This is a genomic window from Leminorella grimontii (assembly GCF_039789245.1).
Taxonomy (GTDB): Bacteria; Pseudomonadota; Gammaproteobacteria; order Enterobacterales; family Enterobacteriaceae; genus Leminorella; species Leminorella grimontii.
In genome coordinates this window covers 1121695-1146340 of sequence record NZ_CP146357.1, presented here as the reverse complement: position 1 = coordinate 1146340, position 24646 = coordinate 1121695, and the positions used below count along the sequence as shown (strand labels likewise).

The 24646-nt window shown below is 45.9% G+C and carries 19 protein-coding genes and 5 tRNA genes; 12 read left to right on the top strand and 12 right to left on the bottom strand.

Annotated elements, in window-relative coordinates; all coding sequences use genetic code 11:
• Positions 1–614: 614 nt before the first annotated feature.
• The 7 genes from V8L73_RS05470 (at position 615) to V8L73_RS05440 (ending at position 9154) form a co-directional block, all read left to right on the top strand.
• The gene (locus V8L73_RS05470) at positions 615–1589 is read left to right on the top strand and encodes an isoaspartyl peptidase/L-asparaginase family protein (protein WP_027273935.1); all 975 of its coding nucleotides are present in this window, start codon (positions 615–617) and stop codon (positions 1587–1589) included.
• A 183-nt stretch (positions 1590–1772) separates the two neighbouring features.
• Positions 1773–3647, top strand: coding sequence for a dipeptide ABC transporter ATP-binding protein (locus tag V8L73_RS05465; RefSeq protein ID WP_347254311.1), 1875 nt, complete (start codon positions 1773–1775; stop codon positions 3645–3647).
• A gap of 33 nt (positions 3648–3680) precedes the next feature.
• The gene (gsiB, locus tag V8L73_RS05460; RefSeq protein ID WP_347254310.1) at positions 3681–5234 is read left to right on the top strand and encodes a glutathione ABC transporter substrate-binding protein GsiB; all 1554 of its coding nucleotides are present in this window, start codon (positions 3681–3683) and stop codon (positions 5232–5234) included.
• Positions 5235–5309: 75 nt separating this feature from the next.
• Positions 5310–6230 (top strand): glutathione ABC transporter permease GsiC, encoded by a 921-nt coding sequence (gene gsiC / locus V8L73_RS05455; protein WP_027273938.1) that lies wholly within the window; start codon positions 5310–5312, stop codon positions 6228–6230.
• An 11-nt stretch (positions 6231–6241) separates the two neighbouring features.
• Positions 6242–7147, top strand: coding sequence for a glutathione ABC transporter permease GsiD (gene gsiD / locus V8L73_RS05450; protein WP_261831179.1), 906 nt, complete (start codon positions 6242–6244; stop codon positions 7145–7147).
• 106 nt (positions 7148–7253) lie between these two features.
• Positions 7254–8321: a P1 family peptidase gene (locus tag V8L73_RS05445; RefSeq protein WP_347254309.1), complete on the top strand. Its 1068-nt coding sequence runs from the start codon at positions 7254–7256 to the stop codon at positions 8319–8321.
• 14 nt (positions 8322–8335) lie between these two features.
• Complete coding sequence (locus V8L73_RS05440; protein WP_027273941.1) at positions 8336–9154, top strand: M55 family metallopeptidase; 819 nt, start codon at positions 8336–8338, stop codon at positions 9152–9154.
• Positions 9155–9247: 93 nt separating this feature from the next.
• On the opposite strand, the gene V8L73_RS05435 is transcribed toward V8L73_RS05440, so the two are convergent.
• Together V8L73_RS05435 and gltX are read right to left on the bottom strand one after the other, a co-directional pair.
• Positions 9248–9323, bottom strand: a tRNA-Ala gene (locus tag V8L73_RS05435).
• 182 nt (positions 9324–9505) lie between these two features.
• Positions 9506–10921 carry a glutamate--tRNA ligase gene (gene gltX, locus V8L73_RS05430; RefSeq protein ID WP_347254793.1) on the bottom strand — a complete coding sequence of 472 codons (1416 nt, stop codon included), beginning with the start codon at positions 10919–10921 and terminating at the stop codon, positions 9506–9508.
• 264 nt (positions 10922–11185) lie between these two features.
• On the opposite strand from gltX, the gene V8L73_RS05425 reads away from it, so the two are divergent.
• From V8L73_RS05425 to V8L73_RS05410, 4 genes are all read left to right on the top strand, one after another.
• Positions 11186–11261 (top strand) — tRNA-Val (locus V8L73_RS05425).
• A gap of 43 nt (positions 11262–11304) precedes the next feature.
• A tRNA-Val gene (locus tag V8L73_RS05420) sits at positions 11305–11380 on the top strand.
• Positions 11381–11408: 28 nt separating this feature from the next.
• A tRNA-Val gene (locus tag V8L73_RS05415) sits at positions 11409–11484 on the top strand.
• Between the two features lie 20 nt (positions 11485–11504).
• Positions 11505–11580: transfer RNA gene (locus tag V8L73_RS05410), tRNA-Lys, on the top strand.
• Between the two features lie 124 nt (positions 11581–11704).
• Here the strand turns inward: V8L73_RS05410 and V8L73_RS05405 are convergent.
• The 3 genes from V8L73_RS05405 to zipA form a co-directional block, all read right to left on the bottom strand.
• Positions 11705–11920, bottom strand: coding sequence for a DUF3820 family protein (locus V8L73_RS05405; RefSeq protein WP_347254792.1), 216 nt, complete (start codon positions 11918–11920; stop codon positions 11705–11707).
• 18 nt (positions 11921–11938) lie between these two features.
• Entirely contained in the window at positions 11939–13960 is a 2022-nt protein-coding gene (ligA, locus tag V8L73_RS05400; RefSeq protein WP_347254308.1) for an NAD-dependent DNA ligase LigA, read from the bottom strand.
• 66 nt (positions 13961–14026) lie between these two features.
• Positions 14027–14920 (bottom strand): cell division protein ZipA, encoded by an 894-nt coding sequence (zipA, locus tag V8L73_RS05395; protein WP_027273945.1) that lies wholly within the window; start codon positions 14918–14920, stop codon positions 14027–14029.
• A 343-nt stretch (positions 14921–15263) separates the two neighbouring features.
• Here zipA and cysZ point away from each other — a divergent pair, with 343 nt between their 5' ends.
• Positions 15264–16028 carry a sulfate transporter CysZ gene (cysZ, locus tag V8L73_RS05390; RefSeq protein WP_347254307.1) on the top strand — a complete coding sequence of 255 codons (765 nt, stop codon included), beginning with the start codon at positions 15264–15266 and terminating at the stop codon, positions 16026–16028.
• A 182-nt stretch (positions 16029–16210) separates the two neighbouring features.
• On the opposite strand, the gene V8L73_RS05385 is transcribed toward cysZ, so the two are convergent.
• The 7 genes from V8L73_RS05385 to V8L73_RS05355 form a co-directional block, all read right to left on the bottom strand.
• Complete coding sequence (locus V8L73_RS05385) at positions 16211–17278, bottom strand: DUF1972 domain-containing protein (protein WP_347254306.1); 1068 nt, start codon at positions 17276–17278, stop codon at positions 16211–16213.
• Between the two features lie 6 nt (positions 17279–17284).
• The gene (locus V8L73_RS05380; protein ID WP_347254305.1) at positions 17285–18406 is read right to left on the bottom strand and encodes a glycosyltransferase family 4 protein; all 1122 of its coding nucleotides are present in this window, start codon (positions 18404–18406) and stop codon (positions 17285–17287) included.
• Positions 18407–18934: 528 nt separating this feature from the next.
• On the bottom strand, positions 18935–19738 hold the full coding sequence (locus tag V8L73_RS05375; RefSeq protein ID WP_347254304.1) for a glycosyltransferase family 2 protein: 804 nt from the start codon (positions 19736–19738) through the stop codon (positions 18935–18937).
• Positions 19729–21015, bottom strand: coding sequence for a hypothetical protein (locus V8L73_RS05370; protein ID WP_347254303.1), 1287 nt, complete (start codon positions 21013–21015; stop codon positions 19729–19731). Before V8L73_RS05370 ends, V8L73_RS05375 begins: the two co-directional genes overlap by 10 nt.
• An 8-nt stretch (positions 21016–21023) precedes the next feature.
• Positions 21024–22010: a glycosyltransferase family 2 protein gene (locus V8L73_RS05365; protein WP_347254302.1), complete on the bottom strand. Its 987-nt coding sequence runs from the start codon at positions 22008–22010 to the stop codon at positions 21024–21026.
• Between the two features lie 149 nt (positions 22011–22159).
• Positions 22160–23497 carry a hypothetical protein gene (locus tag V8L73_RS05360; protein WP_347254301.1) on the bottom strand — a complete coding sequence of 446 codons (1338 nt, stop codon included), beginning with the start codon at positions 23495–23497 and terminating at the stop codon, positions 22160–22162.
• An 85-nt stretch (positions 23498–23582) separates the two neighbouring features.
• Positions 23583–24644 (bottom strand): NAD-dependent epimerase/dehydratase family protein, encoded by a 1062-nt coding sequence (locus tag V8L73_RS05355; protein WP_347254300.1) that lies wholly within the window; start codon positions 24642–24644, stop codon positions 23583–23585.
• Between the last annotated feature and the right edge of the window lie 2 nt (positions 24645–24646).

Below are 24646 nucleotides of genomic sequence, written 5' to 3'. Positions count from 1 at the left end.
ACTCCTCACGCATCGGGAGATACCGGCAGAACCTGTTGTGATTATACTACGTACGCCAAAAAAGCCACATCATTTATGCAACAATAATAAAAACATAAAGTAACAAATTTAACATTTATGCAGGGTAAAACGAAAAATGGTGCTGAACAACGCGAATGTGGGGAAAAACTATATGGGCAATAAAAAATCACCTTTTGACGAAAATACGCACAGTTTATTCTATATAAATGCTAGAAATACAATATATATTTCTAGGTATTAAATGAAATATAAAATATAAATTGAAGGTAGGCGCAAGAAAAACAGACAACGCATATAGCATAATGGGAAAAATAAGTTATCAATCTCAATTTTCTTATAACTTATTCATGTAATTCATGCTTTCGAATTTTACCTTTCTTCATACACGCCCCTATTGGCGGCACATTTCGCTTTACGATCAAGAGCCAAAGACATATAGTCAAAAAATAGGGGAAACGTGGGTGTTTCTCAATAATCGATTTTCCAACGACAAAAGGATATATAAACAGGCGCTGTCCTAAATGATAAAAAGCGACTGCGTTGGTTAATAAAATATTCTTAAATGAAGACAAACTAACGGATCCAGCAAAGAAATGAGTCGTATACCTGTAATCGCTATTCACGGTGGCGCTGGCGCCATCACTCGTTCGGCCATGACGGCAGAGAAAGAAGCCGAGTTTCGCAATGCGCTGACTTACATCGTCACCGCAGGGCAGTCCATTTTAGCAAACGGCGGCAGCGCGCTGGATGCCGTTACCGAGGCGGTTCGCCTGCTGGAAGAAAACCCGCTGTTCAACGCGGGGAAAGGCGCCGTATTTACCCACTCGGGCACTCACGAGCTTGACGCAGCCATCATGGACGGCGCCACGCTAAACGCAGGGGCCGTTGCGGGCGTAACCCACGTACGTAACCCTATTCTCGCCGCGCGCGCCGTGATGGAAAACAGCAGGCACGTGATGTTTATCGGCGAAGGCGCAGAGGCATTCGCCAAAACGCAGAATATTGAAATGGTCGATCAGGACTACTACTTCACCCAAGCGCGCTACGAACAGCTTCAGCGCGCGCTGTTGGATCAGGGCGTCGTGTTGGATCACGACGGCGCCTCGCAGGCCGCTCATGCTCCTCAGGGCGATCCAATCGATCCCGACAAAAAGTTCGGTACCGTCGGCGCCGTTGCGCTTGACGTTAACGGCAATCTGGCGGCCGCAACGTCTACCGGCGGTATGACCAACAAGCAGGTCGGACGCGTTGGGGATTCCCCTATCATTGGCGCAGGCTGCTACGCCAATAACCGTACCGTCGCCGTTTCTTCTACCGGTACCGGTGAAATGTTCATGCGCGCCGTTGCGGCCTATGACGTATCCGCACTGATTGAATACGCAGGGCTCACGCTGGATGAAGCGTGTCATAAGGTCGTTATGGAAAAACTGCTGGAAATTAACGGCAACGGTGGTCTTATTGCGGTGGACTACCTCGGCAACGTCGCCCTGCCGTTTAACACCGAAGGCATGTATAGAGGCGTCGGCCGAGTTGGGCAGGACGCATCTGTCGATATTTATCGTAGTTAAAACAATTAAATAAACCAAACCGGCAGCCGGCACCGCGAGAGCGCTCTAGCGCTTAAGAGTTTCCTCTCGCCCGCCGGCGCCTAAAACCAGGACGATAATAGCGACGCCATAAGCCGCGACGTCCGCGCCGCCCCAGTGCGGCAGTAATATCAATAAAAATAAAGCAAACCTAAGGGTCGCACAGTGACACAACAACAATCCCCCAGGCCGCCCGCGGACGGCTCGGCTATTACTGTCGAAAATCTTTGCGTGCAGTTTAAAACCTCAGAGCATACCGTTGAGGCAGTACGTAACCTCTCCTTTAGCATAAAGAAGGGCGAAACGCTGGCGATCGTCGGCGAATCCGGTTCGGGAAAATCCGTAACTTCGCTGGCCCTAATGCGGCTCGTGGAGCAAGGCGGAGGGAAAATCACGCAGGGCAACATCCTCTTTAACCGCAACGGGCATCAGGTCGATTTAACCAAGGCCAGCGGCGCAACGATGCGCAGCATCCGCGGCGCCGACATCGCCATGATCTTTCAGGAGCCGATGACGTCGCTCAATCCTGTTTTTCCGGTAGGAGAACAGATTGCCGAATCCATCCGCCTTCACCAAAAGAAAGACCGGGCAACGGCTCGCGCCATGGCGCTGAAAATGTTAGAGCGGGTTCGTATTCCGGAAGCGAAAAACGTACTGGACCGCTATCCGCATCAGCTTTCCGGCGGCATGCGTCAAAGGGTGATGATCGCCATGGCGCTTTCCTGCAAACCCGCCCTGCTTATCGCCGATGAACCCACTACCGCGCTGGACGTCACCATTCAGTCTCAAATCCTGCAGCTAATTCGCGAACTGCAGGAAGAGATGAACATGGCGGTGATTTTTATCACTCACGATATGGGCGTCGTCGCCGAAGTCGCCGATCGCGTGCTGGTGATGTACAAAGGGGAAAAGGTGGAGGAAGGCGATTCCGATACGCTGTTTGCATCTCCTCAGCATCCTTACACCAAGGCGCTGCTGTCGGCGGTACCCAAGCTCGGCGCTATGAGCGGCACCGATCTGCCGTCTAAATTCCCGCTGCTAAACGCAAGCGGTAAAAATGACGCATCTTATGCGGAAGAAGCGCCCCGCGTTGTTGAACGCTCCGGAGAGCCCATCCTGCGGGTCAACGACCTTATTACTCGCTTTGATGTGCGTGGTGGCCTGTTCAACCGCGTTAAGCGCCGGGTGCACGCCGTTGAAAAGGTCAGCTTTGAAATTCACCCGGGGGAAACGCTGGCTCTGGTAGGCGAGTCCGGCTGTGGGAAATCCACTACCGGTCGTTCACTGCTACAGCTGGTGGAAAGCCAGGGCGGCAGCATCGAGTTCTGCGGCAAAAAGATCAATCAGCTTAAAGGTAAAGATCTCCAGACCCTGCGCAGAGACATCCAGTTTATTTTCCAAGACCCGTTCGCCTCGCTTGACCCTCGCGTCACGGTAGGCTTTTCCATTATGGAGCCGCTGCTTATCCACAACGTTGCGTCGGGCAAAGAGGCCGAGCAGCGCGTCGCCTGGCTGCTGGAAAAGGTGGGCCTGCTGCCCGACCACGCCAAGCGCTATCCGCACGAATTCTCCGGCGGGCAGCGTCAGCGGATCTGCATCGCCCGCGCGCTGGCGCTCAATCCTAAGGTCATCATCGCCGACGAATCGGTATCCGCGCTGGACGTCTCTATTCAGGCGCAGGTCATCAACCTGATGCTGGATCTTCAAAAAGAGTTCGGCATCGCGTTCCTGTTTATCTCTCATGACATGGCCGTAGTAGAGCGCATCAGCCACCGCGTGGCGGTCATGTATCTGGGGCAAATCGTCGAAATCGGCCCCAGAAGGGAAATTTTCGAAAACCCTCAGCACCCTTATACCAAAAAACTGATGGCCGCCGTGCCGATTGCTGACCCGGCAAGGCGCCACATAAAACGAGAGCCTATCTCGGATGAAATCCCAAGCCCGATACGCGCGCTGGGCGATGAGCCCGTTGTGCAGCCGTTGGTGCAGGTCAGCGAAAATCATTTTGTCGCACGTCACCGGATTGCCGGAATGTATTAATAAAACAACACAACATCATACGGAGATTACTTCATGTCTACAGTCTCATTCCCGAAAAGAACGCTACTGGCGGCCAGCTTTATCGCTCTGGCCGGGTTCTCTGCAACTCCCGCGTTCGCCGCTAAGGACGTCGTCGTTGCGGTTTACTCCAACTTCACGACGCTGGATCCATACGACGCAAACGATACGCTGTCTCAGGCCATTTCCAAGTCGTTCTATCAGGGTCTGTTTGGCTTCGATAAAGACGCCAAGCTCATCAACGTGCTGGCTGAAAGCTACACCGCCAGCGACGACGGCCTGACCTACACCTTTAAGCTGCGCCAAGGCGTAAAGTTCCACGACGGCACTGACTTTAACGCCGATGCGGTTAAGGCCACCTTCGACCGCGTGACCAATCCGGACAATCACCTCAAGCGCTACAATATGTTTAAGCGCATCACCAAGACGGAAGTCGTCGACCCTTATACGGTGAAAATCACGCTGGACGCCCCCTACTCCGCCTTTATCAACTCGCTGGCTCACCCGTCAGCCGTGATGATCTCCCCAGCCGCGCTGAAAAAGTACGGCAAAGAGATTGCCTTCCATCCGGTCGGCACCGGCCCGTTCCAGTTTGACGAGTGGAACGCCACTGACTATATGAAGGTGAAGAAGTTTGACGGCTACTGGAAGCAGGGCCTGCCGAAGGTTGACAGCATTACCTGGCGCCCGGTCGTTGAGAACAACACCCGCGCCGCGATGATGCAAACGGGCGAAGCCCACTTCGCCTACACCATCCCCTACGAGCAGGCCAAGCTGCTGGAAAAGAACGACAAGCTGGTGATGGTTTCCTCGCCGTCAATCATTCAGCGTTACGTTAGCTTTAACGTGCTGCAAAAGCCGTTTGATAACGTGAAGGTCCGTCAGGCGCTCAACTACGCTATCAACAAGCAGGCGTTGGCCAAGGTGGCCTTCTCCGGCTATGCCACGCCGGCTGAAGGCGTGGTGCCTAAGGGCGTAGACTTTGCCGTAAGCTACGGCGCATGGCCTTATGACCCAGCTAAAGCGAAAGAGCTTTTGAAAGAAGCGGGCTACCCGGACGGCTTCTCTACCGTCCTGTGGGCTAACGGCAACAACACTACCGCACAGAAAGTTATTCAGTTTGTTCAGCAGCAGCTTGGGCAGGTTGGCGTAAAAGTACAAATCGAAGCCATGGAAGCCGGTCAGCGCGTCGCTAAGGTAGAAAGCATACCGACGCCGGACAAAGCCGGCGTGCGCATGTACTACGCAGGCTGGTCCTCTTCCACCATGGAATCGGACTTCGCCCTGACGCCACTGCTGGCGACGGCCTCATGGCCGCCGAAGATGTTTAACACCGCTTATTACAGCAATGAAAAGGTCGATAAGGGACTCGTCGAAGCGCTGAAAACCACCAACCGTGACGAAAAGGCCAAGCTGTACAAAGAGATTCAGGATCAAATCTGGGCCGACGCGCCTTGGATCTTCCTGACCACCGATCAGCTGCTGTACGTTCACAGCAAAGACTTGAGCGGTATGTATATCACTTTGGACGGTTCGTTTAACTTCGACAACGTCGATCTTAAGCAGTAAATAACCGCGTCGCCGCGCGCCCTTCATCGGGAGGGCGCGCTCTAATAAGAAAGTGCTGTTTTCTGAGTTCATAACATGTCGAGTTACTTTTTAAAACGGCTTCTGGGCCTGATACCGACGCTGCTTATCGTGATGGTATTGGTGTTCCTGTTTGTCCACATGCTGCCCGGCGACCCCGCCCGGTTAGCCGCAGGCCCCGAGGCGGACGAAACTGTCGTCAACCTGGTGCGTAAAGACCTCGGACTGGACAAGCCGCTGCCCCAGCAGTTCGTCAGCTTTTTTACCAATATGGTGCAGGGCGATTTCGGTACGTCCATTCGCACTAAGCGCCCCGTCAGCGAAGAGATCGCCTCGCGCTTTATGCCCACCTTCTGGCTTACGGTAACCAGCATGGTCTGGGCCGTGATCTTCGGTATGAGCATCGGCATTATTTCCGCCGTTTGGCGCAATAAATGGCCCGATCGCCTGGGCATGACGCTCGCGGTATCCGGCATCTCTTTCCCCTCGTTCGCGCTGGGGATGCTGCTGATGCAGGTTTTTTCCGTCAACTTAGGCTGGTTGCCTACGGTCGGCGCCGACAGCTGGAAGCACTACATCCTTCCCTCCATCACGCTGGGCGCTGCCGTTGCGGCGGTGATGGCGCGCTTTACCCGCGCTTCCTTCGTCGAGGTATTACAGGAAGACTTTATTCGCACCGCTCGGGCCAAAGGCCTGAAAGAGCGGGTTGTCGTTATCAAGCACGGGCTTCGTAACGCCATGATCCCGGTGGTGACGATGATGGGCCTGCAGTTTGGCTTTCTGCTCGGCGGCTCCATCGTGGTTGAAAAAGTGTTTAACTGGCCGGGGCTGGGCCGACTGCTGGTTGACTCGGTAGAAGCCCGCGACTATCCGGTTATTCAGGCGGAGGTCCTGCTGTTTTCACTGGAGTTTATCCTGATCAACCTGATAGTCGATATGCTCTACGCCGCCATTAACCCCACGATCAAATATAAATAGGAGGAGCCGATATGAGTTCATCAACGACCGTCGAACCAACCGCAGTATCCGGCTCCGGCGCAAAAAACGTCCGTACGCCGTGGAGCGAGTTCTGGCGCAAGTTTCGCAAACAGCACGTCGCCGTCGCGGCGGGCGTTTTCGTCCTGTTGCTGGTAATTATTGCCGTTTTAAGCCCTTGGCTCACGCCTTTCGATCCGGAAAACTACTTTGACTACGAAAGGCTCAACGAAGGCCCTTCAGCGCTGCACTGGTTCGGCGTTGATTCGCTGGGAAGAGATATTCTTAGCCGCATCATCGCCGGCACGAAAATCTCGCTGGCCGCGGGCTTCTTCTCCGTTGCGCTCGGCGCAGTGATCGGCACCTTTATGGGACTGATGGCGGGCTACTATGAGGGCTGGTGGGATCGCATCACGATGCGCATTTCCGACGTGCTGTTCGCTTTCCCCGGCATCCTGCTGGCGATTGGCGTGGTGGCGATTATGGGTAGCGGCATGACGAACGTCATCGTCGCCGTAGCGATATTCAGCATCCCCGCCTTTGCTCGCCTGGTGCGCGGCAATACGCTGGTGATAAAGAACCTGACCTACGTCGAAGCCGTCCGAAGCCTTGGCGCGTCCGACTGGACCATCATTATGCGCCACATTCTGCCCGGCACCGTTTCGTCCATCGTGGTCTATTTCACCATGCGGATCGGTACCTCTATCATCACCGCCGCCAGCCTGTCGTTTTTAGGCATGGGCGCCCAGCCGCCGACGCCGGAGTGGGGAGCCATGCTCAACGAAGCCCGCGCCGATATGGTGATGGCGCCGCACGTCGCTATCTTCCCCAGCATCGCCATTTTCCTGACCGTACTGGCGTTTAACCTGCTGGGAGACGGGCTGCGCGATGCGTTAGATCCTAAAATCGACCAGAAATAGAAGGTAGTAAGGTAGAAAGTAAAAATAGCTGCGCTGTATCGCAGAGTGCTAGGACGCTCTGTGATACAACGCGTTATTATCCGAATAAGAAAAAAGGCATTACCTCATGGCGACTTCTGCACACTCTGCATTACCTCCCTACATTGGCCAGCTCCCCGCCGGTAAACTCAATCTGATTACTGACGTACAGGGACTGAAGGTCGGGCACAGTACCGTCAACGACGGCCCTCATCAAACCGGCGTCACGGTGATTACGCCCCATCCGGGAAACCTGTTTTGCGATAAGGTCCCCGCTGCGGCAACGGTTCTTAACGGCTTTGGTAAAAGCGTCGGTCTGGTGCAGGTCGACGAGCTTGGCGTGCTGGAGACGCCGATTGCGTTAACCAATACGTTTTCGGTCGGCGCTATGGCGCAGGCGCAAATTCGCCAGGCCGTTGCACAAAATCCAGAAATCGGGCGGGCCTGGTCGACGGTAAATCCGCTAGTGTTTGAGTGCAACGACGGCTATCTCAACGACATTCAGGCCATGATCCTGAACGATAGCCACTACGAGACGGCGTTAAAAGCGGCCGACGCTCAGTTCACACAGGGCGCCGTCGGCGCGGGGCGAGGAATGTCCTGCTTCGAGCTTAAGGGCGGCATCGGTTCCGCCTCCCGCATCGCCACGCTGGCCTCTGGCCAAACCTACACGGTCGGCGCGCTGGTTTTAGCCAACTTCGGCCGCCTGCCAACCTTCACGTTAGCGGGCAAACATTTGGGCCCCCTGTTAAAAGAGCGCCTTGAACAGCAGGCCCTGACGGAAGAAAAAGGCTCCATCATCATGATTGTCGCCACCGACGCGCCGCTGGATTCCCGCCAGCTGGGTCGGTTATCCCTACGCGCCGGCGTCGGCCTGTCGCGCACCGGCGCGTTTTTCGGCAACGGCAGCGGCGACATCTCGCTGGCCTTTTCCACCGCCTATACCGTTCCACAACAGACCGACCGCCCAATGCCTTCCGTCGCCTTCCTACACGACGCCCTGATGGATCCGCTGTTCCAGGCTACCGCCGACAGCGTCGAGCAGGCCATCGTCAACGCGCTCTGGTATGCGACCACCACCGACGGGCGAGACGGCAACCGCCGGGTATCACTGCGTGATTTAGCCCCAGAGCTACAGAGTTTATTGGCATCATAAAGGAGAATTCAATCGTGAAAGTGCTTATCTCTACCGATATTGAAGGCGTCGCCGGGGTATTTCATCCCGAACAGGTTCGCCCCGGCAACGGCGAATATGAGCGCGCCCGCGTCTGGATGACCAACGAGGCCAACGCAGCCGTGCGCGCCGCGCTGGACGGCGGAGCCAAAGAGGTTATCGTCAACGACTCGCACGGCAGCTTTCGCAACATCATCGCCGATCGCCTGGATCCCCGCGCCCTGCTGCTTCAGGGCAAGCCGCGCTACCTGAGCATGGCGTCCGGCGTTGAGCGCTCCCCCGATGCGATGTTTATGATTGGCTATCACTCCAAGTCAAAAACCCGCGGCATTCTGGCCCATACGATAAATAGCTTTGCGTTCTCCCGCATCTGGCTTAACGACATGGAGCTGGGCGAAGCGGGCCTGTATGGCGCGCTGGCAGGCGAATTCGGCGTTCCCGTTGCGCTTATCGCTGGCGACGACGTCTTTATTGAAGAAACGCTGCCGCTGTTTCCCGAAGTCACCTTCGTCGAGACCAAGCAGGCAGAAGGCCAAAACAGCGGCCTGTCCATCACGCCGGAAGAGTCCTGCCGGGCTATTTACGACGCCGCCCGCATGCTGGTGGAAAATCCGGCCCAGTGGCATCCTTTTAAAATCGAACCGCCGATTACCTGCCGCCTACAAACCCAAACCCCAGCGCTGGCAGACCTGTTCGGCCAGCTACCGATCGTCGAACGGCTGGCAAGCGACGAGGTGGGCTTTAACGCGGAGTCCGTCCAGTCCGCCATTCGCATCCTTAACTGCTTTTCGGCGATGTCGACGATGTTGAGGTGAGTTTAGGGGAAGAGACTAAGGGCCATAGTGGCCCTTTTTTATTGGAGATAGAAAAGCAAAAGGCCGATGCTTTCGCATCGGCCTCTTAGAATTTGGTGGAGCTAGACGGGATCGAACCGTCGACCTCTTGCATGCCATGCAAGCGCTCTCCCAGCTGAGCTATAACCCCAAATCGTCTTCGTTAGTTCAACCACCGGCTGTCTTAACGGGACGGGCGCATAATATGAAACATCGGGGACGTCTGTCAACGCCTAATTAAAACAAATTGTTCGAATGTTGAAAAAGAGAGCAAATCGCTTACGTCATCGACAAAAAAGCCGGGCGTTGCCCGGCTTTCATACGCTTTATGCTTTACTGCTGGGCCGCTCTTTCGTCAATAAAGGCCAACGCCCTGTCGATACGCGCTAAAGAGCGAGACTTGCCGATAGCCTGAACGGTCGCGTCAACCGACGGCGACTGGCCGCAGCCGGTGACGGCTACGCGCAGCGGCATGCCGATTTTGCCCATGCCGATCTCCAGCTCCGCCGCGGTGCCTTCAATCGCATGGTGGACGTTTTCCACCGTCCAGTCGGTAATCGCCTCAAGCTTGGCGCGAACGCGCTCCAGAGGCTCTTTGGCGACCGGGCGCAGATGCTTCTTCGCCGCGTCGGCATCAAACTCGTCAAACTCTTCGTAGAAGTAGCGGCAGGACTCCGCCATCTCTTTTAACGTTTTGCAGCGCTCGCCGAGCAGCTTAACGAGCTCCACCAGCTCCGGGCCATTCTGGGTGTTATAGCCCAGCTGGTTGATATGCCACGCCAGGTGAACGGCAACGTGCTCAGGCGGTAGATGGTTAATATAGTGGTGGTTCAGCCACTGAAGCTTTTCAGTGTTAAACGCGCTGGCGGACTTACTGACCGCGTCCAGCGTAAACAGCTGCTTCATTTCATCAACGCTAAAGATTTCCTGATCGCCGTGGGACCAGCCCAAGCGCACCAGATAGTTCAGCAGCGCTTCTGGCAGGTAGCCTGCGTCGCGGTACTGCATCACGCTTGCCGCGCCGTTGCGCTTGGACAGCTTCTGACCGTCGTCGCCCAAAATCATGGATACGTGGGCATATTCCGGCACCGGCGCGCCCAGCGCTTTCAGGATGTTGATCTGGCGCGGCGTGTTGTTGATGTGGTCTTCTCCACGAATGACGTGGGTAATTTCCATGTCCCAGTCGTCGATCACCACGCAGAAGTTGTAGGTCGGAGCGCCGTCGGTGCGACGAATGATCAGGTCATCCAGCTCCTGGTTGCTGATTTCAATCGGGCCGCGGATCTTGTCATCAAAAATGACGGAGCCTTCCTGCGGGTTGCGGAAGCGAACAACATGCGGCTCGTCGTCGCCGTGCTGGCACTGGCTGTCGCGGCAGTGGCCGTCGTAGCGGGCCTTCTCGCCGCGGGCGATTTGATCTTCGCGAAGCTGCTCCAGACGCTCTTTAGAGCAGTAGCACTTATAGGCCGTTCCCGCTTTGAGCATCTCGTCAATCACAGCGTTATAACGGTCAAAGCGCTTGGTTTGAAAATAAGGGCCTTCATCCCAATCGATGTTAAGCCAGTTCATACCGTCCATGATGGCGTCAATCGCCTGCTGGGTTGAGCGTTCCAGATCGGTATCTTCAATGCGCAAAACGAAATCGCCGCCAAAATGACGGGAAAAAAGCCAGGAATAAAGGGCTGTACGGGCGCCGCCGACGTGGAGATCTCCCGTTGGGCTTGGTGCAAAACGCGTTTTTATTTTCATGGACATTCAACGTTGGCCTTGTTCAAGATGGTATAAACATGATTGGCGGTCGCTTATCGCAAAGAGAAAGATTAAGGGCCGCGACAAAAAGTAGCCGATATTCTACCACCAGTCGTTGAATCCTCAACGTTCCCGCGCAGAACAAAGCCGCTCATTGGTAAAAAACCTTGCGGGTCTGACTAATTTTACGACGAACGGTCAGATTCGTAGAAAAAACCATTGACTCAGTTGCTTCGTTCCCTATAATGCGACTCCACACGAGAAGGGTGATTAGCTCAGTTGGGAGAGCACCTCCCTTACAAGGAGGGGGTCACTGGTTCGAACCCGGTATCACCCACCATCTTCTTGTGTAGCTGTTGCAGTTATGAGAGTACGCGGTTTCAGGGTGATTAGCTCAGTTGGGAGAGCACCTCCCTTACAAGGAGGGGGTCACTGGTTCGAACCCGGTATCACCCACCAGCGCTCTCAGCAAAATAGATAGTTTTTGGGGTGATTAGCTCAGTTGGGAGAGCACCTCCCTTACAAGGAGGGGGTCACTGGTTCGAACCCGGTATCACCCACCATCTACTATCTAGCAGTTATTGGGTCGTTAGCTCAGTCGGTAGAGCAGTTGGCTTTTAACCAATTGGTCATAGGTTCGAATCCTATACGACCCACCATTATTTTGAAGTAGAACGAATTGAATGAGCGCTTAAGGCGCTTTTTTTATTTCTGTTTTTCTATCAAAAAGGCACAAGGGATTTAAAATCCCTCGGCCCTTCCCTATTACGCGTGACTACTTTTTCAGGCTTTACCTTTCAACGGCCGAATCACGCAGTCCAGCCCTTCAATCTTCAGCGCCAGCGTAAGCTCCATCAGCTCGCCGAGCTCCCCTTTCGGGAAGCCCTTTTTGGCGAACCACAGCAGGTATTCGTCCGGCACGTCTACCAGCATGCGTCCTTTATATTTGCCAAACGGCATGGGCGTATTAGCGATTTTTATCAGGTGCGTTTTTTCTATCATCAGAATGGCCGAACCTTAAACGCCTAGCAGCCGAAGCATCTCGGCCTCGTCAATAATCGGAATGTCCAACTCCCGCGCCTTGGCAAGTTTGGAACCGGCCGCTTCACCGGCAATCACCATATCGGTTTTCTTCGACACGCTGCCGCTCACCTTGGCTCCTAACGTTATCAGGCGAGCTTTGGCGTCGTCTCGCGACATTTGGCTTAGAGAACCGGTCAGCACCACGGTTTTACCGGCAAACGGACTGTCTATCTCTTCGGCAACAATCACGACCGGCGCGGGCCAGTGAATGCCGATCTCTGGCCCCGTTAATTCGGCCAAGATGCTTCGGTTATGCTCTTCCCTAAAAAAGTTATAGGTATGCTTAGCCACGACCTCGCCAACGTCCTGAACCTCTTTTAGCGCGTCGATATCGGCCTGTTCAATAGCCGGTAAAGAACCGAAGTGGGACGCCAGGTTTGCCGCAGTCGCCTCACCGACTTCGCGAATGCCCAGGCCGAACAGGAAACGCGCCAGCGTAGTGCTTTTCGACTTTTCCAGCGCTTCCAGCAGGTTTTGCGCAGATTTCGGCCCCATTCGCTCAAGGCGAGTAAGAATGCCGAGACTGAGGCGATACAGATCGGCGGGCGTCTTCACATATTCTTTGTCTACCAACTGTTCGATAATCTTGTCGCCCATCCCCTCAACGTCCATCGCCCGACGGGATACGAAGTGTTTTAGCGCCTCTTTACGCTGGGCTGCGCAAACCAACCCGCCCGTGCAGCGAGCTACTGCCTCCCCTTCTACGCGCTCGATCGCCGAACCGCAAACCGGGCAGGACGTCGGGAAAACAATTACCTTTGCGTCTGACGGGCGTTCCGCCTCAATAACGCCGACAACTTGGGGAATAACGTCTCCCGCCCGGCGTATAACGACCGTATCGCCAATACACAGGCCCAGGCGAGCAATTTCGTCAGCATTATGCAGCGTAGCATTGCTGACCGTCACGCCGGCCACGCTGACGGGCTCAAGGCGAGCGACGGGCGTAATGGCTCCGGTGCGTCCAACCTGAAACTCAACGTCTCGTACAACCGTCATCTGCTCCTGTGCGGGAAATTTAAAGGCGGTAGCCCACCGAGGCGCTCTGGCGACGAAGCCCAGCGCCTCCTGTAGCTCCAGAGAATCAACCTTGATAACGACGCCATCGATATCAAACCCTAGCGTTGCACGATCTTCCTGAACCTGACGATAAAACGCCAGCACTTCTTCGCTCCCCTTGCACAGACGAATGCGGTCGCTGACCGGCAGCCCCCACTCTTTAAATTTTTGCAGACGCGCCATATGGCTTTCAGGCAGAACCCCACCGTCAATAAGCCCTACTCCGTAACAGAAAAAGGTCAGAGGCCTCTTGGCCGTGATTCGGGGATCCAGCTGACGCAGCGAGCCCGCCGCCGCGTTGCGCGGATTGGCAAACACCTTCTCATGGTTACGGCGAGCGTGATCGTTAAGCGCCTCAAAGCCTGCCTGCGGCATGAAAACTTCCCCGCGCACTTCCAGACGACGAGGAATATCAGCGCCCTGAAGACGCAGCGGTATTGCGCGGATAGTGCGAACGTTAGAGGTGATGTTTTCCCCCGTCGTACCGTCGCCTCGGGTTGCGGCCTGCACCAGACGCCCGTCTTCATACAGGAGGCTTACCGCCAGGCCGTCCAACTTCAGCTCACAGCAGAAGGTAATCTCATCATCGCTCTTTAAGCGATCGTGCAGGCGCTTATCAAACGCCAAGTAGCTTGCCTCATCAAATACGTTATCCAGAGACAGCATAGGCACTTCGTGCGTCACCTGATTGAACGCGGAAAGCGGCGCGGCGCCGACGCGCTGGGTCGGTGAATCGTCGGTAATCAGTTCGGGATGAGCGGCCTCAATTTCGCGCAGTTCGCGCATCAGGCGATCGTATTCTGCATCCGGCACTTCCGGCGCATCCAGAACGTGATAGAGATATTCATGATGACGCAGTTGGTCTCTAAGTTGATTTAAACGCTGCTCTAGCGACGTCATAATTCACCACTCATATGATAAAAAACCCCCGGCAGGCGGGGGTTTATTGAATAAAAACGAACCGTATTATTTTGTCGGCTTGGCCGTATTTTCCAGCACTTCGCGAATTTGCGCTTTATACGTTTCCAGCTTCTGCGGCGTCATCATGTGGCGGGATTCGTCCAGCACGACGCCGCCCACATCGTCCGCAATGCGCTGAGCGGACTGCAGCATCAGCTTAAAGTTCTGGTGAGCATCTCCGTAGGAAGGCACCATCATAAAGATGGATACGCCCGGGGTCGAAAAATCGGCCATATGTTCCGGGTCAAACGAACCGGGCTTGACCATGTTGGCCAAGCTAAACAACACGGGGCCGCTGCCGGCCGGGTCGACGTGGCGGTGGAAAATATTCATCGCGCCAAACTTAAAACCAGCGTGCAGAATGCTCTGCAGCAGGGGTTCTCCGGCCACCGTGCCGCCGTTAAGCGCCGACACGTGCAAAACAATAACCAGCTCTTTTAGCGGCTCAGGAGACGAAACGGCGCTTTGCTCAGCGCTGTCGGACGCATTCGTTGCTGCGGGCTGTTCAACTTCTTCCGGCTCATTGTCGTCAAGTAAGACGTCATCAAACGACATTTGAATCGGGGATGGTTCCTTTGCATCTTCCGTCGCTGAATCAACGAGGTCTGGCTCTTGCGGCTCGCCAATAGACGAAATGATAGGCTCCTCTGACTTACGAGGAGAGGAAGATGAAACCAATGGATCGGCCGACGGCGTAGACACAGAACGCACCCTCACCTCACCGACGCCTTCGTCCAGAGAGTCAAAAGGTTGTTCTTTTTTCTGTGTAATCCCACGCTTGAAGGGCTTATCACGAAAAATAGATGAGCGTTCTTTACGGCTAGTCCATAAACCGTGTACGAGTAACGCTAGAATCGCTATAGCGCCAACGACTATCAATATCAGACGCAAATTCTGCATCGTTGCTATCTCTGCTTTTTTATACATGCCACCGCGGCAAACATACTAATACTTGTCATACTTCACGTTGCCGATGCGTTGGCTGCGCTCACTCACCCTAGTCACATAGTAAACTATGCTCCTAGGGATTCATTCACTTGCCGCCTTCCGGCAACGCGAATTATTTAAAGTATACATAATCTATTTGCCTACGTATCCAAGTGCAAGTCTATGCTCATTTTTATTCACGATAAATACGATTTTTTCTACTTTTTTGTCTACTTTTTAAGCTTCACAAAGTTCGTAATGTATTTATCATAGAATATGATAACCTGATTTGCGTTTATAACGGGAACTTTAACGCATGACACAAGACTCAATTCGACAAAATTTACCTGAAAAAAGCGGTTTTCACTACATTGCTCAAGGCTTCAAGTTGGTCAGGATGCCGGGCATTCGACGCTTTGTCGTTCTGCCGCTGCTGGTGAATATCCTTCTGGTAGGCGGCGCTTTCTGGTGGCTTTACGGTAAGCTAGGAGAATGGATCCCGGCGATGATGAGCTACGTTCCCGACTGGCTGCAGTGGCTTAGCTACCTGCTCTGGCCGCTGGCCGTTATATCGATTCTGCTTATTTTCGGCTACTTTTTCAGCACAATCGCCAACTGGATTGCAGCTCCCTTTAATGGGCTGCTAGCGGAGCAACTGGAAGCAAAGCTTACGGGCAAACCACTGCCGGACACCGGCATCTTTGGGTTGGTGAAAGACGTCCCGCGCATCATGAAGCGCGAATGGCTTAAGCTGGTTTACTACCTTCCCCGCGCCCTGCTGCTTTTGATTTTGTATTTCATTCCCGGCGTCGGCCAAACGGTCTTCCCCGTGCTGTGGTTCCTGTTCAGCGCCTGGATGCTGTCCATTCAGTACAACGACTATCCGTTCGATAACCATAAGATAAGCTTTTCAGATATGAAGCTGACGTTGAGCCAGGAAAAGGTGAGGAACGTTCAGTTCGGCACCGTTGTTAGTTTGTTTACTATGGTGCCGATCCTGAACCTGTTCATTATGCCGGTCGCCGTTTGTGGGGCAACGGCGATGTGGGTGGAGAGGTATAGGGGGAGGTTTGTGGGGTGATAAATCTCAAATACAAATAAAGGAAACTGCACTAAAAGTAAGAGCGGCAGAACCGCTCTTATCTGAGCATTTACCGATGATAAATTAGAATATCAACATAAAGTTACAATGCAGTTCTTTTGCAAGAATTTCAAAGATATGATGTTCAGCAATGTAATCTTTAACGTGAAAAATAAAACCACTTACTCAAAGTAAATATCCTCATAGGCCTTTGAAATACCTTTCCAGCAGTACTTCTGATTAGCAAGTCGATACATTGCAGAAGCACAACGTTCCAGCGCGTTCTGATTATTGCTCTCTTCCAGTAATTTCCCAGATAAATCTTGTGCATTGCTAAAATAGAAACAATTATTTTCTGTTGAATAACGATTAAATGAGCAGTCAAACGCAAAGACAGGTTTAGCAAAATGCATAATCTCTACTAAAGAAGGGTTTGTCCCCCCAGCAGAGTGGCCATGCACATAGCCGCAACAGTTAGCTCGCAAAGAAAATAAAACATCAAGATCGTATATAGGATCAAGCATCTCAATATTTTTATATTCTGAATATTTACTTAGAAGATCTTGCCCATATTTATTAGCACGCCAATTTCCTACAAATTTAATATGTAGGGATGTTTCAGAAAAAGCTTTAAGGATCATATCAATATTGTTTTCAGGCTCAATACGACATATTGTTAAAAAATACCCTTGATGATCTTTATAATTAGTATTTAATTCCTTTCCTCTCAAAACATGATCACCGCCATAAGGAATAGTTCTAGCAACAATATTATATTGTTCCTTTACATACTCTGTTATTTTTTGATTATCGGCAATTACTACATCAGAATATTTTACCGCAAGCCTTTCGGAAAATTTCAAGAAGAATTGAGCAGATTTTGACCACTTATCTCTTTTCCATTCTAATCCATCAATATTAGTTACTATTTTTGCACTAGTAAATAATTTTAATAAGGGAAGAATTATACATCCAGACACGCCTAATATAAGTATTATATCGAACTTACGCGACTTCAATAAAGATATAATGTCATATGGTATGCTTTCGATTCCATTTGCATTTAAATTAATATATTGTAAGCATGCGCCATTATAACTTTCTTTTCTTTCTGAATAAATTTTTCCGGAACAATATACTGTATATTTACAATTGTCAGTTGAATACTTAATTAAATTCTCTGCCAACGTTTCAAAACCACCATAACAAGCAGGGATACCTGCAGTACCTACAATCGCTATCTTCTTCATAATAGTTTATTTAATGTTCTTTAAAAAATCATTCAATGAATTGGCATAAGTATCAATCGTATATTCTTTACTACATTTCAAGGCATTCTCAGCATAACACAAATACTCATGTTTATTGGCTAATAAGTAATTAATTTTTTGCAGTATAAGATCATGTTCATAATGAGAAAAATGAAAACCGCACTTATCATTAATAACTTCAGCAGGGCCACCAACTTTAGGCCCAATAGGTATTAAACCATTAGCCATTCCTTCAGCAAGTGTTAGACCAAATGTCTCGACCCATAGTTCTGGATTGGAAAGATTTAAAACAAAAGAAGATTTATAATATATTTCTTTAAGATTATTCGGCCTGTTATAGATACAAACATTACTAGGTAAACATGTATTAACCTTGAATAAATTAAATTGCTCAGCAGTACAATTTAATACTAGATTAAATGTAATATTGCTTCCCTCATTATATGAAAGGTGAGCAATTTTTATATAATCATTTATACCTTTATAAGGAACTAAAGAAGATAGGAATATAATATTCCGTTCATTGAACTTATATTCAAAATCAATTTCTTTATTTATAAGTATAGGGCTTATTGGATTATAGATAACTATCTTACTTTTTATTCTATAAAAATTCTCTTTTTTATTCAAATAGTTAGAAACATAAATAATATTTTTTGCACATTTAGAAATACAAAACCTCAAAAAATTTTTTAAGAGAGCTGGTTTTATTGATGTTTCATGTAAATATAAAATAGTATTTGTAGTAAAAAGCCGCGCAACTAATAGTGCACCAAAAGGAAGCATTGTATTAACAATAACAATTTGACGCTTATCTTTCTTCCTATTTTTTAATAATTGACGAAAAAGAATTATAAATATATTAAAATTTGCAAAAAAGAAAAATAGAATTTTTTTAATTTTAGATGTTTCGATTTTATAATTAAATTTAAATATATTAACACCTGACAGTCTTGATAGTATTCCATCGGTATTACTAGTTATTAACGTTTTATTACCATCAATAACTTTAACCATTTCGCTTAAAACGCGTGGACTCCCACTAAAATCATCATATAAATGTACAAAATAAAAGTGATCCTTATATGGTGAATTTTCCCCTAGCATTCTAAATTTTCCTAATTAGTTTGACTGGAACACCTGCAATAAGCGAATTCGGTGGATATGATTTATTTACAACTGAGCCAGTAGCAACTACTGAGCCAGAACCTATTGTTACATTACAACTGCTCCAGACATTATCCTCAATTGTAATAGTTCCAACTGAAACACCTTGTTTTTTAATAGAGATATTAGGATCTGAAAAGATATGATTTTCGGCAATCATTGTTAGATAAGGGCCAGTAATAACATTTTCACCAATTCTTATATACCTTGAGCAACCAATGAACTAACCTTTCCTTATTGCTGAGTATTCACCCAGTAATAGTCCAATTTTATTTCCTTCATAAAATCCAATGCTACACCCGTCACTAATTATCACAATCAGTATGGATAATAACATTGGGCTCCACTTTTGCCATCCAACCTATTACAAGGTCTTTTCTATTTCCAATAATTTTAGATCTATTATCGCTACAAATACATTTAGCCTTATCAGATATTAGAATGAAAAATTAGCTATATCTTAAGCTTTCAATGAAACATTTTTTTAATATAACACTTTGTTTCATAAAGAAAATAATATAAAAACGTTAAAAAATAATTTAAATAAGACCTCTTTCTATTTATATAAAAAGTAGCTAACTTACTATTTTTATATCTAAAGTTAAATAACTCTGAGGACTTATAAGATTTATTGCACATAGCTAAATCATGTTCAATACTGCAATCTAAGACATAAATCGGAATCTTATACTTAGAAAGTGATAGAAAGAAATCAGTATCAACACCATAAAAACTTAATTTCTCATCGAAAACATCTGATTTATTAAATATGCTTTTTATTTCCTTTGAAATAATAGTCCCACTCATTACACCAATTATATCGCTATGAAATCCGGGATTAATATCACTCAAATGTTTTCCAACCACCGCCCCCAGCAAAGCTGGACTAAATAGTATCCCATTAGCATAAATTTTCGGTATCGCAATTAAAATTCTTTTACTAAAAACCTCCTCTAAAGAATTCAAATATTCCGAGCTATAATCTGAATCATCATCGGATATAATATAATAGTCTGAATCCTCATTGCTTATCACTTCATTGTAAACAACGCTAAGAGATGTGTTAGTGTTAGATAATATATATTTTATATTAAATTCACTTGATAGCCTCAGATTATTATTCCTAATAATATCATCCGAGGAATTATCCCATATAATAATATTTATATTTCTTTTATTAGAGAATCCATGCTTAATTAGTGAGGATAAACTAGTAGAATCACTTAATAGTTTATTATAAATAACAATCAAAACTGTTAGATTTAATTCCATTGAAAACCTCTATTGTACAGACAACTCTTGCGATAAAATCTATAGCCAGCATAATTATTAGCAAATAAAACAATAGTCATCTGTATATAAAAACTATTCTCCACAGACTGAAAACAAACTATATAGCATAATATTAATGCGACTATTGTAAGTTTTTTATCCACAAAAATATACCTGAATGCTAAAAATAATAAAATCAATAAATATAAAACCACAGAAATAAAACCAAATAAGTATATATATGCAATAAGCAACGAATCAGGCCGAATTGCCAACCCTACGCCTAAGGCCCCCAAACCACTACCTAGTGGATGGTCAATGGAAAAATTAATTACAGTACGCCATTGATCAATTCTTCCCATAGATGAAGGATCTAAATCCAAATAATATATAACTATTAAAGTTACTATTGGTGCAAAAATACCACCGATAAATATCAGAGAAGAGGATAACGTAGAGTTCCTCAAGGTCTTTATCAAAAATAAAATTAAGAATAAATAGATAATGGCTAAATAGAATACCCTAGTACTTGATAAATAGATCGGTATGCACCCTAACACCAATATTAATATTGTCTTTAGTTTAAAAAAAGAACTATTTACCGCACTATATACAACAAAAAATATCGACATAATACATAGCGATAACGTACTAACGAAAAAGCCTACAGGTCTGAATCGCTCATCTCTAAAGTAATCCCATTCCTGTATATTAGTATTATTCTTAACAAAAAAATCAATAAACCAGATATCGGTTATATTATGGATAGCATAATACTGATAAACCGACATAACCACATTAGGTACCAAAATTAGTAAACACGCAAGACGGATAAATCTTTCTGTATTTATATTAACTTTCATTGTAATAAATAAGAGAAATGAAAGAGGAATAATTAAATAAGAACGATAACCTATGACAATATCTAATATAAAATATGAATTACTCACCCCCCAAGCAAAAAGAAAAATAGATAACATTATGAATAAAAACAAATAAATAGATATCTTATTAAACGAAAACTTAACAAAAACTTTAAGACATAGAATAGCGATACATAAAATGATGAATATCTCACGCCAAGAAGACACTATAGAATAATTATCTATAAGCCCAAGATCCTTCAAGTTTATAAAAATATAGTCATGATAACTACACAACAATATATAGAAAAAAACAACAAGCTCGTATTTATTATTTGGATATAGAAGATTGTTTATCTTATATAATAAAAAGAAAATACCAAACACCAATAGAGAGAAAAAGATATCAAACAAATGACCCCCTACGAAATAATACAGACTTTCATTTTCCTAAAAAACAATTTGAGGTAAAACTGACGAATTCTTATTGTATTTCTTATCAAGAAATAAACAAACTTTATTTTACCAAAAGGAAATAAAATATATTTATATAAATATGAAGAAGAAAACGCCTTCTTCATCAAAGAATCACTATTCTCATATTCATAATTACTCATCGCTGTTTTATATTGAAACTGATATAAGTGCAATAATGTAGATAACGAGAAACTATTATACATTGCACTTCCATCTTTATAGTAGGACCTTATTATATCCAAAAAATTAATTGCAAAAACAGTAACATATTTATACCCTCCTGAATTGTCTTGCTGAGCAATAATTAAAGGGGTTTGGACAAATATATGTACGCCTCTATGCGACAGTGAAGGGAGAACCCATGACAACTGAACGAGATAACTTCCAATTAGCTTCTTATGATCACTATTAATATCTAGAATACTTTTATTTATTATACAACCTGAAATAAAAGTGACATAAACACCAATTAATTTTGAGAATCTTTCGCTATTATCAGTCACTAGGTACTTAACAGGATTGGAAGAGGGATGATTGATAGTACAATTAAGATTACCAATATTATTCAAGAAAATGAAATTTGGCTGATGCTTATCTAAAAGAAAGATTATATTCTTTATGGCATTCTCAATAACTATTTCATCGTCACCTATAACCCAAACATAGCGCCCCGTTGCACAATTAAAAACATTGTGTATATTATAATCAGGTCCTTCATTTTTAGAATTTTGACTATATCTAAAAAATGAATACTCTCTAGCATATTCATCACATAAATGAATCGTTTCATCCGAAGATGCATTATCTGATATAATTACCTCAATCTTTTCTTTAACACACACCAACTGAGGCAATATAGAATCAAGCAATCTTTTCAAGTAAAAATATCTATTATATGTAGGTATGCAAATCGATAACAAAATCTCACTCATGCATTCAGCTCTCATCATTGATCTTATATTATATTTTACAGTAACTATAAAATATAATGAAAATTCAAATATATCATTACATAAGGTAATATAACATTCAAACCCACAAGTTTTTACAAAAATACTCTTTCTAAGTAACTTACTTTTTTTTAGAACAACTTATTCTTACGATAATATTTATTAAATAGCACAACTGTCCATGGCAGACAAATAAAGAACAAAATTGAAAAGTAAGAGAGGATAGTAACAGACACACTAACCTTGGATGAGAAATAGACTGACAGACCAACTAGAATACCAGTAACAATAGAATTAAATAGCATGGGTTCTTCTTTATGGGCCCTCATATAAGTTGCACAACAATATATAATATGATTAACCAATGTTATTATCGCCATCATGATGAGAATATCTATACTAACCAACCGTTCAATAAGTGAAAATTCATAGTACTTTAAAATACAAACCATAATGATAAAAGAAGTTGAGAAAAAAACATTGGCAGCTGTAGATTTAATTAATAAATTGGCAAATAAAGTATTTATTTCCTTCTTATTTTTTGCTGAAATAAGTTTCGATAAAGCAGGAACTTTTGCATTAACCCAACTTATAGATAAAGTAAGTATTGTTGAAAAGATAGCCAAACTTAAGCCCACTCTTCCCGCCTCTATCGCCCCTTGGTTTGCAAAAATTAGTGGATTAAACAATTGAAAAATTAAATACCCACTAAGCCAACTTAAGGCCATGCGCCATTGAAAAGGAAAAATTTCACGTCGCCAAGATATCTTCTCATCATGAATTATTTTCTTTATGGGCCCAAATAATATAGGATAATAGTGATGGAATAAAAACCCAAGCCCTATCAATGCTGCAGAACCACTTATAGCAGGTAATGCATTTAGCTTATAATGAAAAAGAAATAAGCAGGCTAATAATGAATACCCAAGAATAGATTGAAATAATCTAACTTGTGCCACCCTACCCACTAATCCGATACCTTCAAGAACAGAAAAAAAGGGGCTGACGAAAAGATTAATGGCAGAGAATAATGTAATCAGCGTCCACGCAATGATCCAATCACCTCTTAACAAACTTCCCTTTACCGAAAAGAAATGAACACCAACAAAAAATACTACAATAAAAAAAAGTATAGAAACAACACTGTACCACTTTAAAAGCATCCGAATAAGTGAATATATTCTGTTAATAGAATTTTCATTTCCTACTAGCTTGTTATTAACTAATGATACCTTGACCATTTCATGGCTAATCATCTGTGTTATAACAAAATTAAATCCTAGCTCAAAAAAAACCTGCATTGCTATAATACTGGAAAATGTAAAGTAATAGCCCTGCTCTGCAGAAGAAAGAAATACTGGTATCATTAATACTAATAGCCCACCTGATACTGTAGACCAGATTCTTAAGAGTAAAGTATTTCCAATGTCAAAATCAATATCAAGTTTGCGAACAATTTTTTTCAACATATACAGCCATATCTATTATTATATAAATCTCAGCAATGATGTTATATCGAAGTTAATCCATATCCCGAATAACTAATATTCTCAGTCAAAGTAGAATATCATCATTTTTATAATAATTTATAGTTCTAGAAAAACCATTTTCAATATTGAACTGTGGAGTCCAACCTAATAATCTTAATTTTTCCGTATTTGGGACTATCCTGCTAACTTTACTAGTCAAATATCCATTTTCTTGATTTCTATTTCGTATTATTCTCAGATTATCTTTATTAACGATACCAGATAAAATATGGGCGAGCTGATTCATATCAGTTTGGCAACTCTCATTGCCAACATTATATACTTCACCATTTGGCGCATCCAATAATACTTTAAATGCTGCAACAACAGTATCAGCAAGGTAACAAAACGATCTGATAGCTTTACCATCACTTTTTATTTCAATATCTTTACCATTTACTATATTTTTTACAAAATCAGCAAATACACGTCCATCATCAAGATCCATTCCTGGCCCGTAAGTATGAAATATTCTAATTATTTTAGTGGGGATATTTTTTTGATGGTACCATGAATTACACATCGTTTCCCCCATACGCTTACTCTCGGCGTAGCACGCTCTCAGAGTCATGCAGTCCAGTGAACCAAAATCATGTTCTTTTATATACTCTTCATTATTAGTTGTATCACCATAAACTTCAGCACTACTAAAATATAATAGAGATTTTAACTCTTTCTGTTTCTCCGCAAACATCAAAATATTATATGAGCCAACAGTATTTGCAGTTAGAGTTCCTATAGGATCCACTCCATAATATTTCGGACTAGCCTGGCTGGCCGCATGAATAATAAAATCAACTGGTTCAGCTAATTTAATTGGATCACATACATCCTGTACTACAAATTCCAATTCTGCTCTATCTATCAAGTGTGAAAATCTAAAAAACGCTTTTTCTTTATTTCTTACCAATGCAACTACTTTTGCATTTAAATTCAGACATTCATTCAAATATACGATAGTTTCAACCATATATGCAGGTATAAAGCCATTAGCTCCAGTTATAAGGATTCGCTTCCCAGATAATTTCCCCCATGAGGAAATTGCGCTCTCTACATATTTTAAATCATCATCAATAATTGAACGCATAA

What these genes read in the sequence shown, in the direction of transcription:
- V8L73_RS05470 (WP_027273935.1), top strand. Translation starts at nt 615, where the DNA reads ATGAGTCGTATACCTGTAATCGCTATTCACGGTGGCGCTGGCGCCATC.
- gsiB (WP_347254310.1), top strand. Translation starts at nt 3,681, where the DNA reads ATGTCTACAGTCTCATTCCCGAAAAGAACGCTACTGGCGGCCAGCTTT.
- gsiC (WP_027273938.1), top strand. Translation starts at nt 5,310, where the DNA reads ATGTCGAGTTACTTTTTAAAACGGCTTCTGGGCCTGATACCGACGCTG.
- gsiD (WP_261831179.1), top strand. Translation starts at nt 6,242, where the DNA reads ATGAGTTCATCAACGACCGTCGAACCAACCGCAGTATCCGGCTCCGGC.
- V8L73_RS05445 (WP_347254309.1), top strand. Translation starts at nt 7,254, where the DNA reads ATGGCGACTTCTGCACACTCTGCATTACCTCCCTACATTGGCCAGCTC.
- gltX (WP_347254793.1), bottom strand. Translation starts at nt 10,921, where the DNA reads ATGAAAATAAAAACGCGTTTTGCACCAAGCCCAACGGGAGATCTCCAC.
- ligA (WP_347254308.1), bottom strand. Translation starts at nt 13,960, where the DNA reads ATGACGTCGCTAGAGCAGCGTTTAAATCAACTTAGAGACCAACTGCGT.
- zipA (WP_027273945.1), bottom strand. Translation starts at nt 14,920, where the DNA reads ATGCAGAATTTGCGTCTGATATTGATAGTCGTTGGCGCTATAGCGATT.
- cysZ (WP_347254307.1), top strand. Translation starts at nt 15,264, where the DNA reads ATGACACAAGACTCAATTCGACAAAATTTACCTGAAAAAAGCGGTTTT.
- V8L73_RS05385 (WP_347254306.1), bottom strand. Translation starts at nt 17,278, where the DNA reads ATGAAGAAGATAGCGATTGTAGGTACTGCAGGTATCCCTGCTTGTTAT.
- V8L73_RS05380 (WP_347254305.1), bottom strand. Translation starts at nt 18,406, where the DNA reads ATGCTAGGGGAAAATTCACCATATAAGGATCACTTTTATTTTGTACAT.
- V8L73_RS05375 (WP_347254304.1), bottom strand. Translation starts at nt 19,738, where the DNA reads ATGGAATTAAATCTAACAGTTTTGATTGTTATTTATAATAAACTATTA.
- V8L73_RS05365 (WP_347254302.1), bottom strand. Translation starts at nt 22,010, where the DNA reads ATGAGTGAGATTTTGTTATCGATTTGCATACCTACATATAATAGATAT.
- V8L73_RS05360 (WP_347254301.1), bottom strand. Translation starts at nt 23,497, where the DNA reads ATGTTGAAAAAAATTGTTCGCAAACTTGATATTGATTTTGACATTGGA.
- V8L73_RS05355 (WP_347254300.1), bottom strand. Translation starts at nt 24,644, where the DNA reads ATGCGTTCAATTATTGATGATGATTTAAAATATGTAGAGAGCGCAATT.